Annotated in this window: 15 protein-coding genes; 6 read left to right on the forward strand and 9 right to left on the reverse strand. The window is 70.1% G+C overall.

Going from position 1 to position 14,820, the window contains the following annotated elements:
* Window positions 1–16 precede the first annotated feature (16 nt).
* From BM162_RS09625 to BM162_RS09645, 5 genes are all read left to right on the forward strand, one after another.
* Entirely contained in the window at window positions 17–922 is a 906-nt protein-coding gene (locus tag BM162_RS09625) for a sugar kinase (RefSeq protein WP_093420978.1), read from the forward strand.
* A 374-nt stretch (window positions 923–1,296) separates the two neighbouring features.
* Complete coding sequence (locus BM162_RS09630) at window positions 1,297–2,733, forward strand: alkaline phosphatase D family protein (protein ID WP_093420981.1); 1,437 nt, start codon at window positions 1,297–1,299, stop codon at window positions 2,731–2,733.
* A gap of 96 nt (window positions 2,734–2,829) precedes the next feature.
* The gene (locus BM162_RS09635; RefSeq protein WP_093421136.1) at window positions 2,830–3,057 is read left to right on the forward strand and encodes a type II toxin-antitoxin system ParD family antitoxin; all 228 of its coding nucleotides are present in this window, start codon (window positions 2,830–2,832) and stop codon (window positions 3,055–3,057) included.
* Window positions 3,058–3,060: 3 nt separating this feature from the next.
* Window positions 3,061–3,372 carry a type II toxin-antitoxin system RelE/ParE family toxin gene (locus tag BM162_RS09640; protein ID WP_093420984.1) on the forward strand — a complete coding sequence of 104 codons (312 nt, stop codon included), beginning with the start codon at window positions 3,061–3,063 and terminating at the stop codon, window positions 3,370–3,372.
* A gap of 97 nt (window positions 3,373–3,469) precedes the next feature.
* On the forward strand, window positions 3,470–4,708 hold the full coding sequence (locus BM162_RS09645; RefSeq protein ID WP_093420987.1) for a Gfo/Idh/MocA family protein: 1,239 nt from the start codon (window positions 3,470–3,472) through the stop codon (window positions 4,706–4,708).
* A 190-nt stretch (window positions 4,709–4,898) separates the two neighbouring features.
* Here BM162_RS09645 and BM162_RS09650 read toward each other — a convergent pair whose 3' ends face one another.
* From BM162_RS09650 to aroQ, 9 genes are all read right to left on the reverse strand, one after another.
* The gene (locus BM162_RS09650) at window positions 4,899–6,047 is read right to left on the reverse strand and encodes a c-type cytochrome (protein ID WP_093420989.1); all 1,149 of its coding nucleotides are present in this window, start codon (window positions 6,045–6,047) and stop codon (window positions 4,899–4,901) included.
* A gap of 40 nt (window positions 6,048–6,087) precedes the next feature.
* Entirely contained in the window at window positions 6,088–6,531 is a 444-nt protein-coding gene (locus tag BM162_RS09655) for a hypothetical protein (RefSeq protein ID WP_245759221.1), read from the reverse strand.
* Window positions 6,528–9,086, reverse strand: coding sequence for a cbb3-type cytochrome c oxidase subunit I (locus tag BM162_RS09660; protein ID WP_093420991.1), 2,559 nt, complete (start codon window positions 9,084–9,086; stop codon window positions 6,528–6,530). The genes BM162_RS09655 and BM162_RS09660 overlap by 4 nt, the downstream gene beginning before the upstream one ends.
* Entirely contained in the window at window positions 9,083–10,099 is a 1,017-nt protein-coding gene (locus tag BM162_RS09665; protein ID WP_093420994.1) for a cytochrome c oxidase subunit II, read from the reverse strand. The genes BM162_RS09660 and BM162_RS09665 overlap by 4 nt, the downstream gene beginning before the upstream one ends.
* Window positions 10,100–10,178: 79 nt before the next feature.
* Entirely contained in the window at window positions 10,179–11,261 is a 1,083-nt protein-coding gene (locus BM162_RS09670; RefSeq protein ID WP_093420996.1) for an endonuclease/exonuclease/phosphatase family protein, read from the reverse strand.
* A 102-nt stretch (window positions 11,262–11,363) separates the two neighbouring features.
* Window positions 11,364–11,804 (reverse strand): metallophosphoesterase family protein, encoded by a 441-nt coding sequence (locus tag BM162_RS09675; RefSeq protein WP_245759222.1) that lies wholly within the window; start codon window positions 11,802–11,804, stop codon window positions 11,364–11,366.
* Window positions 11,805–11,940: 136 nt separating this feature from the next.
* Window positions 11,941–12,714, reverse strand: coding sequence for an HpcH/HpaI aldolase family protein (locus BM162_RS09680; RefSeq protein ID WP_093421003.1), 774 nt, complete (start codon window positions 12,712–12,714; stop codon window positions 11,941–11,943).
* A gap of 4 nt (window positions 12,715–12,718) precedes the next feature.
* Complete coding sequence (locus tag BM162_RS09685; RefSeq protein ID WP_093421005.1) at window positions 12,719–13,816, reverse strand: Gfo/Idh/MocA family protein; 1,098 nt, start codon at window positions 13,814–13,816, stop codon at window positions 12,719–12,721.
* Window positions 13,813–14,253 carry a type II 3-dehydroquinate dehydratase gene (aroQ, locus tag BM162_RS09690; protein WP_093421008.1) on the reverse strand — a complete coding sequence of 147 codons (441 nt, stop codon included), beginning with the start codon at window positions 14,251–14,253 and terminating at the stop codon, window positions 13,813–13,815. Before aroQ ends, BM162_RS09685 begins: the two co-directional genes overlap by 4 nt.
* Window positions 14,254–14,459: 206 nt before the next feature.
* Between aroQ and BM162_RS09695 the strand changes: the two genes are divergently transcribed.
* The gene (locus tag BM162_RS09695) at window positions 14,460–14,816 is read left to right on the forward strand and encodes a response regulator (protein WP_093421010.1); all 357 of its coding nucleotides are present in this window, start codon (window positions 14,460–14,462) and stop codon (window positions 14,814–14,816) included.
* Window positions 14,817–14,820: the final 4 nt, after the last annotated feature.

Raw genomic sequence — 14,820 nt, forward strand, 5'->3', positions numbered from 1 at the left:
CCCCGGCGGAGGCCCCATGACACAGACCTTCCTGTCCCTCGGCGAATGCATGGTCGAACTGGCCCCGGCCGGGGACGGCCTGTTCCGGATGGGCTTCGCCGGGGACACGTTCAACACCGCCTACTACGCTCGCAAGCTTCTGCCGGACGACTGGCGCGTGGCCTACGGCACCTGCGTCGGCGACGACGCGGTGTCCGACGACATGCTGGCGATGATGCAGGGCTACGGGATCGACACCGGCGCCATCCGCCGCCTGCACGACCGCACCGTCGGCCTCTACACCATCCAGCTCAAGGACGGGGAGCGCAGCTTCTCGTACTGGCGAGGACAGTCGGCGGCGAAGACGCTGGCCGACGACCCCGCGTGGCTGGCGGGCGTGCTGGCCGAGGCCGACGTGATCTTCATCTCGGGCATCACGCTGGCGATCCTGTCGCCCGATGCCCGCCGCCGCCTCTGCGCCGGGCTCCAGAAGGCGCGCGAAGGGCGGATGACGGTGTTCGACACCAACCTGCGCCCGCGCCTCTGGCGGGACGAGGCCGAGATGCGCGCGGGCATGACGCTGGGCGCGCGGGCCTCGGACGTGGTGCTTCCGTCCTTCGACGAGGAGCAGTCGCTCTACGGTGACATCACGCCGGAGGATACGATCGCCCGCTACCGCGAACTGGGGGCGAAGCTGGTCGTGGTGAAGAACGGCCCGGCTGCGCTCCACGTCTGGTCGGCGGAGACGGGCGAGCACGTTTTCCACCCCGAGCCTGTGGCGCAGGTGGTCGACACCACTGCCGCCGGGGACTCCTTCGACGCCGGGTTCCTCTCCGTCCACCTCACCGGCGGCTCCCTCGAGAACGCCGTGCGCCGCGGCATGACCGTTGCCGCCCGCGTGGTGAGCCAACGCGGCGCATTGGTGGAACTGGAAGAGGACTGAGCCTTCGCCGCCCGCCCCGGCCTGCCACACGAAGATCGGCCGGAGGTCCTCACCACCCGCAGGGCAGAGCCCGGCCGCGGGCCCGGGCGGGGGGGCACGGTGGGCGGGGCTCGCCGCCTCAGCTGTCATTCCCGCGGACGCGGGAACCTCCCGACGCTGCGATTGAGGCAAAGCGGAGAGCGGGAAGTCGAGCCGCTCGGTCAATACCGGCGCGTGGGGCGGGAGGTCCCGTTCGCACTGGGATGACAGGACGCCCCGAAGCGCCACCGGGGCGCGGGGTAATCCACGGGTTACCTCCGCCGCCTTGCACGAGGGTGGTTCCCTCGCCCTTCGGCAGCACATAGTTGCATCCGAGAGCAGTCACGGAGGCAGGCATGTCCGACACCCAGACCGACGCGCCGGCCACGGCGCCGATCCTGTTTCTCCGGCACGCCGGGGCCGGGGGGATGCGGCTGGCCGCGCTCGTGGTCCGGCCCGAGGGCGCGCCTCCGGGTGAGTTGCGCACAGAAGGCGACACCCACGCGCCCGAGAAGCTCGTCACGCGCGCTGGCGCGACGGTCTGGCGCTATGCCTTCGACCTGCCGCCCCGCAACGACGCGTGGTATGAATTCGACGGCGCGCGCCACGCGGTCGATGCCGACACGACGGGCGATCTGCGCATCGCCTACGTGTCCTGCAACGGGCAGGAGCACGGCGACCTCGACCGGCCGGAACGCGCGCGCAACGCGATGTGGCGCCACCTGGGAAAGCAGAACGCGCGCCGGCCGCTGCACCTGATCCTGCACGGCGGCGACCAGATCTATGCCGACGAGGTTACAGACGCGCACCCGCTGTCGCGCGGCTGGCCCGAGGATCTGCCCGACACGCTGACGCCGGAGCAGGAACACGACCTGCGCGAGACTCTGGCGCGTGCGTTCTTCGACCGCTACGCGCGCCAGCTGGCGCAGCGCAGCTACAACGCGGTCACGGCGCGGGTGCCCTCGCTCGCCATGTGGGACGATCACGACATCTGCGACGGCTGGGGTTCGCTGCCCGCCGCCGCACTGGACTCGCCCGTGGGCCGCATCCTGTTCGACACCGCGCGCGAGGCGTTCCTGTTGTTCCAGCAGGGTCATGCCCCGGACGAGATCCCCGAAATCTGCCCCGACCGCAGCGGGCGCAGCCTGACGTGGTCCGTCGCCCTGCCCGGCCTCAGCGTCATCGCGCCCGACCTCCGTTCGTCCCGCCGGCCCGACCGGGTGATGGACGCGGAAGGCTGGGACGTGCTGCGCCGCGCGCTCGACGAGGCGGGGCCGGGCAAGGTGCTGCTGATGTCGAGCGTCCCGGCGCTGGGGCCGCGCCTGTCGCTGGTCGAGCAACTGATGCAGCTCACCAAGCGGATGGAGAAGTACGAGGACGACCTGCGCGACCAGTGGCAAAGCCGCGCGCACCGGGACGAGTGGCGCGACTTCCTGCGCGCGCTGATCGAGGTGCATGGCCGCGACGACACCAGCCTGACGGTACTGTCGGGCGAGATCCACCTGGCCACGCGCGGCACGATGCGGACCGATGACGGGCCGCTGCACCAGCTCGTTGCCTCGGGCATCTCACACCCCGCGCCGCCAAAGGCCTATGCGCGCGGGCTGGGCACGCTGGCCCGGCTGGGCGAGGCGCCGCTGAAAGAGCACCCAATCCGCCTGCACCCGCTTCCCGGCCTGCGCCGGATCTATGCGGCCGAACGGAACTACCTGATGCTCGAACGCGAAGACGGCGACTGGACCGCCGTTTGGCAGCTTGAGGAAAGCGGCGCGACCGCGCCCCTGGCGCTGTGAAGCGGGACGTTTTCCGGGTAGGCTCCGGCGCGTCGCCGCTTGACGGAGGGCGCGTTCGGCCAAATATTGGCGGAACAGGACATCGGAGGGCTGACCATGCCCAACATCTCGCTTCCCGAAGCAATGCAGGACTATGCCGAGCGGCAGGTCGAGGCGGGCGTCTACGCCAATCTCTCGGAAGTCGTGCGGGCGGGCCTGCGCCGACTGATGGAGGATGACGGCGCGGCGGCGTTCTACCTTCTGCGCCGCGACCTTGCCGCCGCCGCCGAGGAGCCCACGCAGGAGGAAGACCTGCGCGAGCTGCTGCTGCCGCCGCACGGCTGACGGGTGAAGGTCCGGCTCAAGCCCCGCGCGCGGGCGGACCTGCTGGCGATCCGCGCCTGGGGCGAGGATCACTGGGGCGAGGCGCGAACGCGCGACTTCCTCGAAGGGCTGATCGAGGCGATCGAGCGGCTGTCGGACTTCCCGATGATGGGCCGCGCGCGCGAAGCGTTCCTGCCGGGCCTGCGGTCACTGCGCCACCGGGGCTACGTGATCTTCTATCTGCCCGAGGAGGACGGCCCGGTGATCCTCGCCGTCATCCACGAACGGCGCAACCAGGCGGCGCTGGATTTCGCCGACCGGATCGAGGGCGAGTAGCGCGGGCACGACACCGCGGGAACGGTCGGGGCCGCGGGCGGTTGTGCCGGGACGCCGCGCGCTCCGGCTGTGCGGCATCCACCCGCAGGAGTTCCCGATGCCACCGACCTTCCCCACCCTTCCCGCGCTGTCGCGCCGCACCTTCCTGGCCGGCGCGACCGGCACCGTCGCGGGCGCGCTGTCGGCCAATGGCGGCCGCGCCCAGCCGGCCGAGCTGCCAGACATCCCCAACGCGGCCACCGGCCGCCCGTTTCCGGAGGCCGAGCTCGATATGCCGCTGCCGCCCGGCGAACGGCTGGGCTGGGCCGTGGTGGGCGTGGGGGCCTTCGCGCTGAACCACGTGATCCCGGCGATCATCCGCTCGCAGACGGCCCGGCTGACGGCGCTGGTGTCGGGCAACGCCGACAAGGCGGAGAGGGTGGCCGAGAACTACGGCGTGCCGGACGCGGCGATCTACGACTACGACTCGTTCGACGACATCGCCAACGACCCGAACATCGACATCGTCTACATCGTCCTGCCCAACGGGCTGCACGCCGAGTACACGATCCGCGCGTTGCAGGCGGGCAAGCACGTGATGTGCGAAAAGCCCATGGCGAACACGGTCGAGGAATGCCGCGCCATGATCGCCGCCGCCGATGCGGCCGACCGGAAGCTGATGATCGCCTACCGCGCGCATTTCGAGCCGCACAACCAGCGCGCGGTGCAGATGAAGCGGGACGGCGCTTTCGGCGACGTGAAGATGGTGCTGGGCACCACGATGCGCCCGCTCGACCTGTCGCGCCCGCGCGACGAGTGGCGGGTGCTGCGCGACCTCGCCGGGGGCGGGTCGATGATGGACATCGGCATCTATGCCCTGAACGGCATCCTGTGGTTCCTGGACGAGCCCCCGACCTCGCTGGTCGCCACAATCCAGAACCCGCCCGACGACATCCGCTTCCAACAGGTCGAGGACATGCTGACCGCGCAGCTTCGCTTCGAGTCGGGCCCGCTGGCCAACCTGGCGACGTCCTACACGATGTCGGAAAACCGCATCCAGATGCTGGGAACGCAGGGCACCGGCCTGCTGGATCCGGCGACGTCCTATAGCGGGAACGAGCTGCACGAGACTGGGCCCGAGGTGGGCAGTCGCGTGGTGCCGGTGGGCGCGACCTCGGCCCGGCAGTTCACGGGCGAGATCGACCACCTGTCGCGCGCGGTGCGCGAGGGGTTCGAGCCGCGCACGCCGGGCGCGATGGGCCTGCGCGACGTGGCGCTGATCAAGTCGATGTACGCCTCGGCCGATCGCGGAGGCTGGGTCGATCTGGCGCCGGACGGCACGATGATCGACGGCTGAATGCGTGCTCAGTGCCCGCGGCCGTCATGGAGCGGTCCCGCGCGGGAACGCCATGCGACGACCGAACAGGATGCGTGCGTGGTGTCTGGACGTGGGAGGGCGCTCCGGCAGGACACCGTTCTTCGGCTCGCCGAGTATACGCAGGCCGGCCCCCTCATGTCCGACAGCCCCAACCGTCTTGCGCCCCGCCTCACTCGGCGGGGTCGCTGCGGCTCTCGGGGTCGAGCGTCGAGAAATAGGCGGCCAGCGCCTCGGTCTGCGCGTCCGTCAGCCAGCGCGCGGCCTCGTGCATGACCTGCGCATAGGGCGTGCCGCCGAAAGGACGGTCGCGCCAGAGCCGAAGCCAGACCAGCAGAAATCGTTCGTCCTGCCCGGCGATGCGCGGGAACAGCGGGTTGCGCCGCACCTCGCCGCCTTCGCCGTGGCATGACAGGCAGGACGGGCGCTCGGCATCGCCCAGCTTCGCCAGCGCCGCGCCCTCGGTGATCAGCGCGTCACGGTCCGGGTCGGCAGGCGCGGCGGGGCCTGCGGGAAGGCCGGCGTAATGCTCCGCGAGCTGCGCGATCTCAGCTTGCGAAAGCGTAGCCGCGACGGGCTCCATGATGCCGCTGGGGCGCAAGCCGCTGGCGTAGGCGTCGAGGGTTTCCTCCATGTAAGCCTGCGATTGACCGGCAAGGCGCGGGGCAGTGCCCTCGCGGCCCAGGCCATCCTCGCCGTGGCAACGCGCGCAGGTGTCGGTCAGCTCGTCCAGCCGGTCGTTCAGGCCGCCGAAGGTGATCCGGCGCGCCGCGTTCAGGTCCGGCGGCGCGCTCGGGCCATAGGCGAGCGCGGCATAATCCTCGGCGTCGAGCGCCGGGTAGTCGCGCAGGAAGGCGACCAGCGCCCAAAGCTCGTCCTCGCGATCGGCGCTCGGCCAGGCCGGCATACCTGTGTACTTGAAGCCGTTGCGCACGATCCAGTGCAACTCGCGCGGGGCGTAGTCGGCCGCCGGCTCATCAAGCGGCGGCGGCGCGGGGCGCATTCCGCGGGTAACCGGATTCGGCGGGCGGCCCGGCGCGCCGTGGCAGGGGGCGCAACCTGTCTCGAAATGTCCCGCGCCCAGCCGGACGAGCGCAGGGTCATCCTCGTCGTACCAGTCCGGCGCCTCGGTCCCCAGCGACCAGGTGCGCACCGCGTTCTGCATGTAGGTGTGCAGCAGCCAGGACACCCCCGGCAGATGCGGGAGGCGCGCGGCGATGTTGTAGGGCGCGACCCAGACGAAGAGCGCGAGGACCACCACCGCCGCGCCGGCGATCCAGCCTGCTTGCCCGCGGCGGGAGTGCAGGCCCGGCAGCCTCATGCCCGCCCCCGCTCGGGATGTACGTCGGAGTGGGGCGAACCTAATAGCATGAATCGAACACCAGGATGGGCATCGAGTCGAAGATGATGGCGGCGGCGGAGAGCGCGCAGAGAAGCAGCGTCGCGTGGCCCAGGAATCGCGTCCTCTCGGCCTCGCTGTGTTCGGTCAGGTCCTCCTGTATCAGCAGCCGGCCCTGGTAGCGGCGCACGGCGTAGCGGGCGAGCCACGCCACCACCGCCAACGCGACCAGCGTCAGCACAGCCACCCCGGCCCGCACCGGCAGGATCGGGTCGTACCGGTCGGCCAGCTTGGCGCACCAGACCGCGGCGGCCCAGTAGGACAACAGGAAGTGCAGCGCCCAGATGCAGGGCGCGGCGATCATGATCCAGACCGACCCCTCTTCCAGCAGCCGCTTGGGCGGCTCCTCGCCCGGCGGGGTGTGCGAAAGTTCGGCGTCACGGGCGCGTTCGTCGATCTTCGTCACGGTCCGTCTCCGGTCAAAAGCGGGAAGAGGCCCAGAAGCGCGAAGGTGATGCAGGCGGTCACGAGCATGAAGTGCCAGTAGAGAAGCACGTTGGCGAAGTCTGCGTCATAGCGCGGCGTCATCTTGCCGGTGAAGCTGCCCGCCAGGCAGTAGAGCAGCATGACGACGCCCGCCGCGAAGTGCAGGCCCAGCCACAGCACGATGATCCAGCAGGTCGCGTCGAAGGCGTGGCTGGTGGGCACCAACCCGCCCCGGCGCGCGGACTCGATGAAGGCCGCGACCGCGCCCGCCGCCAGCAGCGACGCCGCCGGAAGGCCGAAGCGCGCCGCGCGTACGGATCCGGAATGGTGGCGCGCCTGCCCGCGCCAGACCGTCAGCCACGCGAGCCCCGCCAGCACGATTCCCAGGCAGGCCAGCCAGAACTCGGGAATGTCGGCGCCGGGCGGCGGGAAGTCGGGGTGGATGGTCCAGAAGAAGAAGAATGCGAAGACTAGGCCGAAGAACGCGGTCAGATCGCCGATCATGGTGATGAACATCGCCCACCATCCCACCGAGTCCGACCCCGCGCGGTAAAGCGGCAGATGGACGCCGCGGCCGGCGTGTTTCATCTCTTTCTCGGGAATGGGCGAGGTGCCGGTCCAGAGCCACCACAGGATGACCACCCCGCCGACCGCCCCGCAGATCACGGCGGCGGCATAAAGGCCGAAGGTTCCCAGGATGAACAGCAGCCCGACGAACACGGCGGCGCCCATCGGCTTGTAGCTGGGCCCCGGCACGCGCAGCACCTGCATCGGGTCCGCGTCGAGCACCGAGGTCACCATCGTCTCGCGTTTCCCCTCCTCGGCGTCGTTGAGATAGAAGCGTCCCTCGTCCAGGTCCTTCAGGAAACCCTCCTGCTGCCACAGGGGGTAGCGGGTGGTGATCACCGGCACGCAGCGCGCGCCCCAGTGCTCGGCCGGAACGAGCTGGCTGAACTCCATCGTGCCCGCGTTCCAGACGTTGCGCGGGGCGTAGGGCTGCTTGCCCTTGGGCCGCAGCACGTCCCAGGCGAAGACGGCGAAGCCCGCGCCGATGAAATAGGCGCCGAGCGTCGAGATCATGTTCAGCTCGTCCCAGCCCAGCCCCTCGGCATAGGTCCAGACGCGGCGCGGCATTCCCAGCGCGCCGGTCAGGTGCATCGGCAGGAAGGCGATGTTGAAGCCGCCGAACATCAGCCAGAACGCCCACTTGCCCAGCCTGTCCGACAGCAGCTTGTCGGTCATGAACGGGTACCAGTAGATGATCCCGCCCAGAAGCGGGAAGAGCACGCCGCCGATAAGCGTGTAATGCAGGTGGGCCACCACGAAGTAGCTGTCGTGCGCCTGGAAATCGAACGGCACCATCGCCACCATCACGCCGGTCAGCCCGCCGGCCACGAAGATGGCCAGCGCCCCGGTGGCATAGAGCATCGGGACCGAGTACGTCACCCGCCCCACCAGCAGCGTCGCGATGAAGGCGAAGATCTGCACCCCCGTCGGGATCGCCACCGCCTCGGACGCGGCCGAGAAGAAGGCGAGAGAGATGTTCGGCAGCCCCGTGGTGAACATGTGGTGCACCCACAGCCCGAAGCTGATGAAGGCGGTGCCCACGGCCGACAGCACGACCCACGAATGACCCACCATCGGCACCCGCGCGAACGTCGGCACGATGGTCGCAACGATGGCGATCGAGGGCAGGAAGACGATGTAGACTTCGGGGTGGCCGAAGATCCAGAACAGGTGCTGCCAGAGGATCGGGTCGCCGCCCCTCTCGGGGTCGAAGAACGGCCAGTCGAAGGCGCGCTCCATCTCGAGCAGCAGGTCGCCGGCGATCAGCGGCGGGAAGGCGAACAGGATCATCCCGGCCACGACCAGCACGTACCAGCAGTAAAGCGGCATCAGGTTCAGCCGCATCCCCGGCGGACGCGATTTCAGCACGCCCACAATCAGCTCGACCGCCGCGGCGATGGACGCGATCTCGATGAAGCTCAGGCCCAGCAGCCAGATGTCGGCGCCGATGCCCATCTGCTGCGGCTCCGAGCTAAGCGGGGGGTACATGAACCAGCCGCCCGTCGGCGCCGCGCCGAAGAAGATCGAGCCGGTGACGAACACGCCGCCGATGATAAAGCACCAGAAGCCGAAGGCCGACAGGCGCGGAAACGGCAGGTCGCGATTGCCCAGAAGCTCGGGCAGCAGCATGATCGACACCGCCTCGAAGACCGGCACGGCGAACAGGAACATCATCATGGTCCCGTGCATCGTGAAGGCTTGGTTATAAAGCTCCATCGACAGGAAGTCGTTGTCGGGGAACATCAGCTGCGTGCGCATCAGAAGCGCCAGCACCCCGGCGAAAGCGAAGAAGAAGAACGCCCCCAGCGTGTACCACTTGCCCACGATGTCGTTGTTGACCGCCGAGAAATAGCGCCAGCCGGTCGGTTCCTTCCAGACCGCCTTCAGCCGCTCCTCCTGCGCCGTTCGCAGCTCGGGGTCGTCCTGCGGAGAGGGGCGGTCGGCCCGGTTCGCCTCGGCGTCGGTCATTCCAGCCCCATCAGGTAATCCGCGAGATATCCCAGCTCGGCCTCGCTCAGCATGGCATAGCCCGGCATCCGCGCGCCGGGTTTGACCACCTCGGGCGCGGCGATCCAGTCGATCAGAGCCTCGCGCGACGTCTCGAGCACGCCCGCCCCGATCGTCAGGCGCGAGCCGACATGTGTCAGGTCCGGCCCGACCTCGCCCGAGGCCGGCGTGCCGCGCACGGTGTGGCAGGCGCCGCACCCCTCGGACAGGAACAGCTCTGCCCCGCGTCGCGCGGCCTCGGTCGCGGGGGCGCGCGCCGGCTGCGCCTGCCCCGCCAGCCAGTCATCGAAGGCATCGGGCTGCATCACCACCACCGGGAAGGCCATCTGCGCATGCGCCTCGCCGCAGAACTCGGCGCATTGTCCACGATAGACGCCGGGGGTCGTGGGCGTCAGCGTCATGCGGTTCTCGCGCCCCGGGATCATGTCGATCTTGCCGCCCAGCGTCGGCGCCCAGAACGAATGGATCACGCGGTTGGCGGTCAGCAGGATCTCGGCCTCATGGCCGACCGGCAGACGCAGCTCGTTGGGCACCGGCACCAGCCGGCCCTGCGGATCCTCGTAGGCCAGCCGCCACCACCACTGCTCGCCCCGCGCGTTGAGCGTCAGGTCGGCGGAATTTCCGGTGACGTCGCGCAGCAGGAACAGCGACACCACCATCAGCGCGAAGATCGTCGCCGTCGGCGCGACGATGCCGCCCCACAGGATCAGCCGGCTGGCCCCCTTCTCGGAATGCGGACGCGGCGTGATCGCCCCGGCATAGACGGCCAGCCCGATCACCACCGTCCAGATCACCGCCGCCGCCGGCACGACGACCCAGAACAGCCCCGCCACCGTGTCCGCGCCGCGGCCGGCCGGGGCGAGCCAGGATTGCGGCCCGTCGCACCCCGCCAGCCACAGCGGCATCAGCACGATCAGGCGGCGGCCCCGCGGATGGTGTACGATACGAAGCGACGTCCCCTCCCCCGATTGCATGGAACCGTTGAGGAACGGGGGCTTGGCCGCCCCGGTTCCACCCGCTGCCGCATCTTCTTCGGCAGCAGTGGCGTCCGGCTCACTCCGAGGCCGGCGCGGCCATGTCCATCTGCTCGGCCGCCGCGATGGTGGCGCGCGCCTCGGCCCGATCGTCCTCCTGCGGCGCGGGCGGGGTCTGCATCGCGGCGGCGTCGGGGTGCAGGCACAGCTCGGCCCGCACCGGCCGGTGGTCCGAGCCGAAGCCCGGCAGCACCTCGAACGACACCAGCGCCAGCTCTTCCTGGAACAGCACCTGGTCGAGCGGCCACTCGATCAGCGGGTTGCCGACCTTGAACGTGTTGAAGAGCCCCCGTCCATGCCGAGGATCCAGCAGCCCGCCCAGGCGCGCGGCACGGCGGTTCGTCTCTTCCCACGGCACCGCGTTGAAGTCCCCGGCCAGAATCGCCGGGGACTCGGCCGCCTCGGCCTGAAGCGCGGCGGCCAGCAGGTGCGCATCTCGCGAGGTCGTGGGCTGCGACCACGCCTGCGGCGGGCGCGGATGCAGGCCCAGGAAGCGCACCTCGTCTCCGCCCGGCAGCCGCACGCCGGTCGAGACCGACGGCGTGAAGGCGTCGAAGAGGTACACGAAATCCGGCTCGACCAGTGGATGCCGGGAATATAAGTGCATGCCGAAGGCCGCATCCTCCTCGGCCACGTGGCCCACGTGGCGGGGATAGGCCTCGTCCAGCGCCGACAGATGCCGGTCCCACCAGTCGTCCGTCTCGAGCACGAGGACCAGGTCGGCCGGATGCCGCTCTACCATCTCCAGGAACTCCTGCCCCTGCTCGTTGCTCTCCTGCACGTTGGCGACCAGCACGCTCAGCCGCCGCGCCTCGTCGCAGGTGGCGACCTGCGCCGCGCGCTCCTCGGCGAAGGGGGCATAGGGGTAAAGCTGCACCAGGTGATAGACCAGCGCCGCCGCCGCCAGCGCGACCGGCGCCAGCCCCGGCCCGCGCGGCCAGGCGAGCGCCGCCAGAAGACCCGCCAGCAGCGCGATCCCGATGGCCAGCTGGATGCGCGGGAAGTCGAAGATCCGGATCCACCAGGCGTCGGTCTCCAGCAGCGGCAGGAACGACACGGCCGCCAGGATTGCCAGCAGCCCGGCACAGATCTGCCGCGCCACTCTTCTGATCCTGCTGCGTTTTTCCTCGGGCACCCCATCCTCCTGCTCGCCGGTGTCGGACGGAGCAGGAACAGGAGCGGCCGGCGCAGGTTCCACACCGCGCTAGTCCAGCAGCGGTAGGATCTCGTGGTGCAACCCCTCCGGGCCGGTCTCGACGACGGCCAGCGTCACCGGCAGCCTGAAGCGACGCGGCCCGGCGCTGCCGGGGTTGAGGTACAGCACCCCGTCACGCGCCTCCGCCCCCGGCTTGTGCGAGTGGCCGAAGATCACCGCGTCCGCGCCCGGCGGCGGCGCGGTCAGCTCCTTGACGTCGTGCAGCATGTGAAAGCGCCGCCCGCCCAGCTTGACCGTCACCGTGTCGGGCAACGCCGCGGCCCAAGGCGCGGTGTCGACATTGCCGCGGATCGCGGTGACTGGCGCGATCTCCTCCAGCGCCTCGAGTATCCCCGGCTTGCCCACGTCGCCCGCGTGCAGGATGTGCGCAACGCCTTCGAGCGCCGCCAGCGCCTCGGGCCGCAGCAGCCCGTGAGTGTCCGATATCACGCCGATCCGCATGTCCCGGCAGCTAGGGCGCTCCACCCGAAGGACAAAGCGCCCGCCTCATCTTCGGTCTTCAAGTATCCCCGCCGGAGGCAGGCCCGGCACGGGCCTCCGGGTCTTCGCAGAAGACTCGCGTCCCTCACCGCAGGTCCGACACCGAATTCGACAGCTTCGCCAGCCCGTCGAGCATCAGCGCCATGTCGATGCCCACTGCGGTGAAGGTCGTGCCCAGTTCCACGCAGCGCCGCGCGAAGGCCGGGTCGACTGTCAGGATCCCGGCGGGGACGCCCGTCTTTTTCAACCGCCCGATGGCGTCCTCGATCGCCGCGACCACCTCCAGATGCGCCGCCTGCCCGCGATGGCCCATGCTCGCCGCCAGGTCGGCCGGGCCGATGAACACGCCGTCGACGCCGTCGACCCCCGCGATCTCCTCGAGCCGCGACAGCGCCTCCTGCGTCTCGACCTGCACCAGAAGGCACAGCTCTTCCTCGGCATGCTCGACATAGTCGGCCACCTTGCCGAAGCGGCTGGCGCGCACCAATCCGCCCACGCCGCGCACCCCGCGCGGCGGATAGCGAACGGCGCGTACCGCGGCCTCGGCCTCTTCCGGCGTCTGGACATACGGGATCAGAAGCGTCTGCGCGCCCATGTCGAGGTAGCGCTTGATCAGCGCGACGTCGTTGATGTCGGGCCGCACGACGGCAGATACGTCCGGGTAGCCCGAGATCGCCTGCAGCGCCGGCATCACCTGGCAGGCCTCGACCGGCGAATGCTCGGTGTCCACCAGCACCCAGTCGAAGCCGCACCCGGCCAGAAGCTCGGGCACCGTGTTGCCGCCCAGCGTGTTCCAGATGCCGATCTGCTGGCGCCCCTCTCGGAGCGCGGCCTTGAAGCGGTTGCGTGGCATGTCCATGAACTCAATCCTCCCGATCTGCGGCCTGCGCGCCGCGAATGTCGTCTGCCGTCAGCGTGCGGGGGTCCACGGCGCGCCCGGTCGCGGCCGACAGCTTCACCGCCTCGACCACCCGCAGCGCGGCCAGCCCGGCCTCGCCCGGCACCAGCGGCGTCTCTTCGCCGCGGATGACGGCGCCGAAATGGCGCGCCTGCCGCACCAGCGGGTCCTCGAGCTCGAACGGATAGCGCGTGGCCGAAAGCGGCTCCCACCAGCTCGCCTGCCCGTCGTGGCGCCAGAGCGTCAGGTTCGGCAGCGCCAGCGCCCCCTCGGTCCCCGCGATGCGATAGCAATCCTCGGGCGTGGCCGGATAGGCCGGGTTCTCGCGCGCCGTCAGCTCCCAGCTCCAGGGTGCCACGGCGGTGTCCGACACCGTCAACGTGCCGAGCGCGCCGCTCTCGAAGCGCAGCAGGATCGCCGCCGTGTCCTCGACCTCGAACCCGCGCACGGCGTTCGACTGCATGGCCTGCACGCTCTCGACCCGGTCGCAAAGGTGCAGCAGCAAGTCGACGTCGTGGATCAGGTTGACATAGACTGGCCCGGCTCCTACCTGCCCCCGCCACGCGACGTCGAAATAGTCCTCGGGCTTGCGCAGCCATGTCTGCCCGTGCACCGCCGCGATGCGGCCGAGCGCGCCGGAATCGACGATGTCCTTCGCCTTGGCGACCAGCCCGTTGTGCCGGCGGTGATGCCCCACCAGCAGCGCGACGCCAGCCTCGCGCGCGGCCGTCACCATCCGCTCGGCCCCGTCAAGGTCCGCGGCGATGGGCTTTTCCACCAGCACAGGCACGCCTCGGGCGATGCAGGCCAGCGCCCCCTCGGCATGAAGCGAATTCGGCGTGGCCAGTATGACGCCGTCGGGCCGGTCGGCGGCGAACATCGCGTCGAGCGAGCGGTAATGCGCCGCCCCTGTCGCGACCTCGGCCGCCGCGTCGGACGGATCCACCACACACGCCAGGTCGACGCCCTGCGCCGCGCGGATCGCCGCCACGTGGCGCGCGCCGATCAGGCCGGCTCCAACGACCGCCAGGCGCGGATATTCGTCGAAAAATCGCCCGCTCACGATCCGACCAGGGTGCCCATGCGGCGCATGGCCAGGGCGTAGCCTTCAACGCCCAAGCCCGCGATCACTCCGTCCGCGCGCAGCGAGACATACGAGTGGTGCCGGAAGCTTTCCCGCCGGTGCACGTTCGAAATGTGCACCTCGAGCACCGGCCCCTCGAAGGTATTGAGCGCATCGAGCACCGCGACCGAGGTGTGCGTCAGCGCCGCCGGGTTGAGGATGATCCCGGCCGCGTGCTCGCGCGCCTCATGGATCCAGTCGACGATCTGTCCTTCCCAGTTCGACTGCATCAGCCGCACCTCGAGCCCGAAGCCCTCGCCCACGCGACGGCACTCGGCCTCGACATCGGCGAGCGTGGCATGGCCGTAGATCTCGGGCTGCCGCTTGCCCAGAAGGTTCAGGTTCGGCCCGTTCAGGACAAAGATCGTTCGGCTCACCGGGCGGTCTCCTCTCGTTCGCGCCCTGCGGGCGCCCTCGCCTTTTCGTTGCGGAAACCGGTGCCAGAAATGCCGGGCCGTCGCAAGCGCGCCGGTCGGAACAAAGCCCCGCGCAGGGGCATTCGTTTCTTGCAGGTGCAATACGGGCCGCGCCTCCACTCCGGTGCGTTACCCGTCAGACAAGGGCCCCGGCCCGAGGAGGCCACATGCTCGTGCTCGTCGTCGAAGACGAAGCGCTTCTCGCGCTCGACCTGAGCCAGATGATCGAGGATGCCGACCACCGGGTGCTCGGCCCCTTCGCCCGCCCCGAGGCGGCCGTCGCCGCCTGCAAGGAGGCGCGGCCGGACATGGCGTTCCTCGACTTCAACCTCGCCGGCCAGACGAGCGAGGCCGTGGCGGAAGCCTTGATCGAGGACGACGTGCCGTTCGTCTTCCTGACCGCCCACGGGCGCGCGCACCTGCCGGACCGCTACCGCGACGTGCAGGTCTTGCAGAAGCCCGTGCCGATGGAAACGGTGCCGCGCTTGCTGGATCACGGCCCCTCCGCCCTGCCCCGCGTCTGAGCAA

The organism is Tranquillimonas alkanivorans (assembly GCF_900115595.1).
Taxonomy (GTDB): domain Bacteria; phylum Pseudomonadota; class Alphaproteobacteria; order Rhodobacterales; family Rhodobacteraceae; genus Tranquillimonas; species Tranquillimonas alkanivorans.

What these genes read in the sequence shown, in the direction of transcription:
- BM162_RS09625 (WP_093420978.1), top strand. Translation starts at nt 17, where the DNA reads ATGACACAGACCTTCCTGTCCCTCGGCGAATGCATGGTCGAACTGGCC.
- BM162_RS09635 (WP_093421136.1), top strand. Translation starts at nt 2,830, where the DNA reads ATGCCCAACATCTCGCTTCCCGAAGCAATGCAGGACTATGCCGAGCGG.
- BM162_RS09645 (WP_093420987.1), top strand. Translation starts at nt 3,470, where the DNA reads ATGCCACCGACCTTCCCCACCCTTCCCGCGCTGTCGCGCCGCACCTTC.
- BM162_RS09630 (WP_093420981.1), top strand. Translation starts at nt 1,297, where the DNA reads ATGTCCGACACCCAGACCGACGCGCCGGCCACGGCGCCGATCCTGTTT.
- BM162_RS09650 (WP_093420989.1), bottom strand. Translation starts at nt 6,047, where the DNA reads ATGAGGCTGCCGGGCCTGCACTCCCGCCGCGGGCAAGCAGGCTGGATC.
- BM162_RS09660 (WP_093420991.1), bottom strand. Translation starts at nt 9,086, where the DNA reads ATGACCGACGCCGAGGCGAACCGGGCCGACCGCCCCTCTCCGCAGGAC.
- BM162_RS09665 (WP_093420994.1), bottom strand. Translation starts at nt 10,099, where the DNA reads ATGCAATCGGGGGAGGGGACGTCGCTTCGTATCGTACACCATCCGCGG.
- BM162_RS09680 (WP_093421003.1), bottom strand. Translation starts at nt 12,714, where the DNA reads ATGGACATGCCACGCAACCGCTTCAAGGCCGCGCTCCGAGAGGGGCGC.
- BM162_RS09695 (WP_093421010.1), top strand. Translation starts at nt 14,460, where the DNA reads ATGCTCGTGCTCGTCGTCGAAGACGAAGCGCTTCTCGCGCTCGACCTG.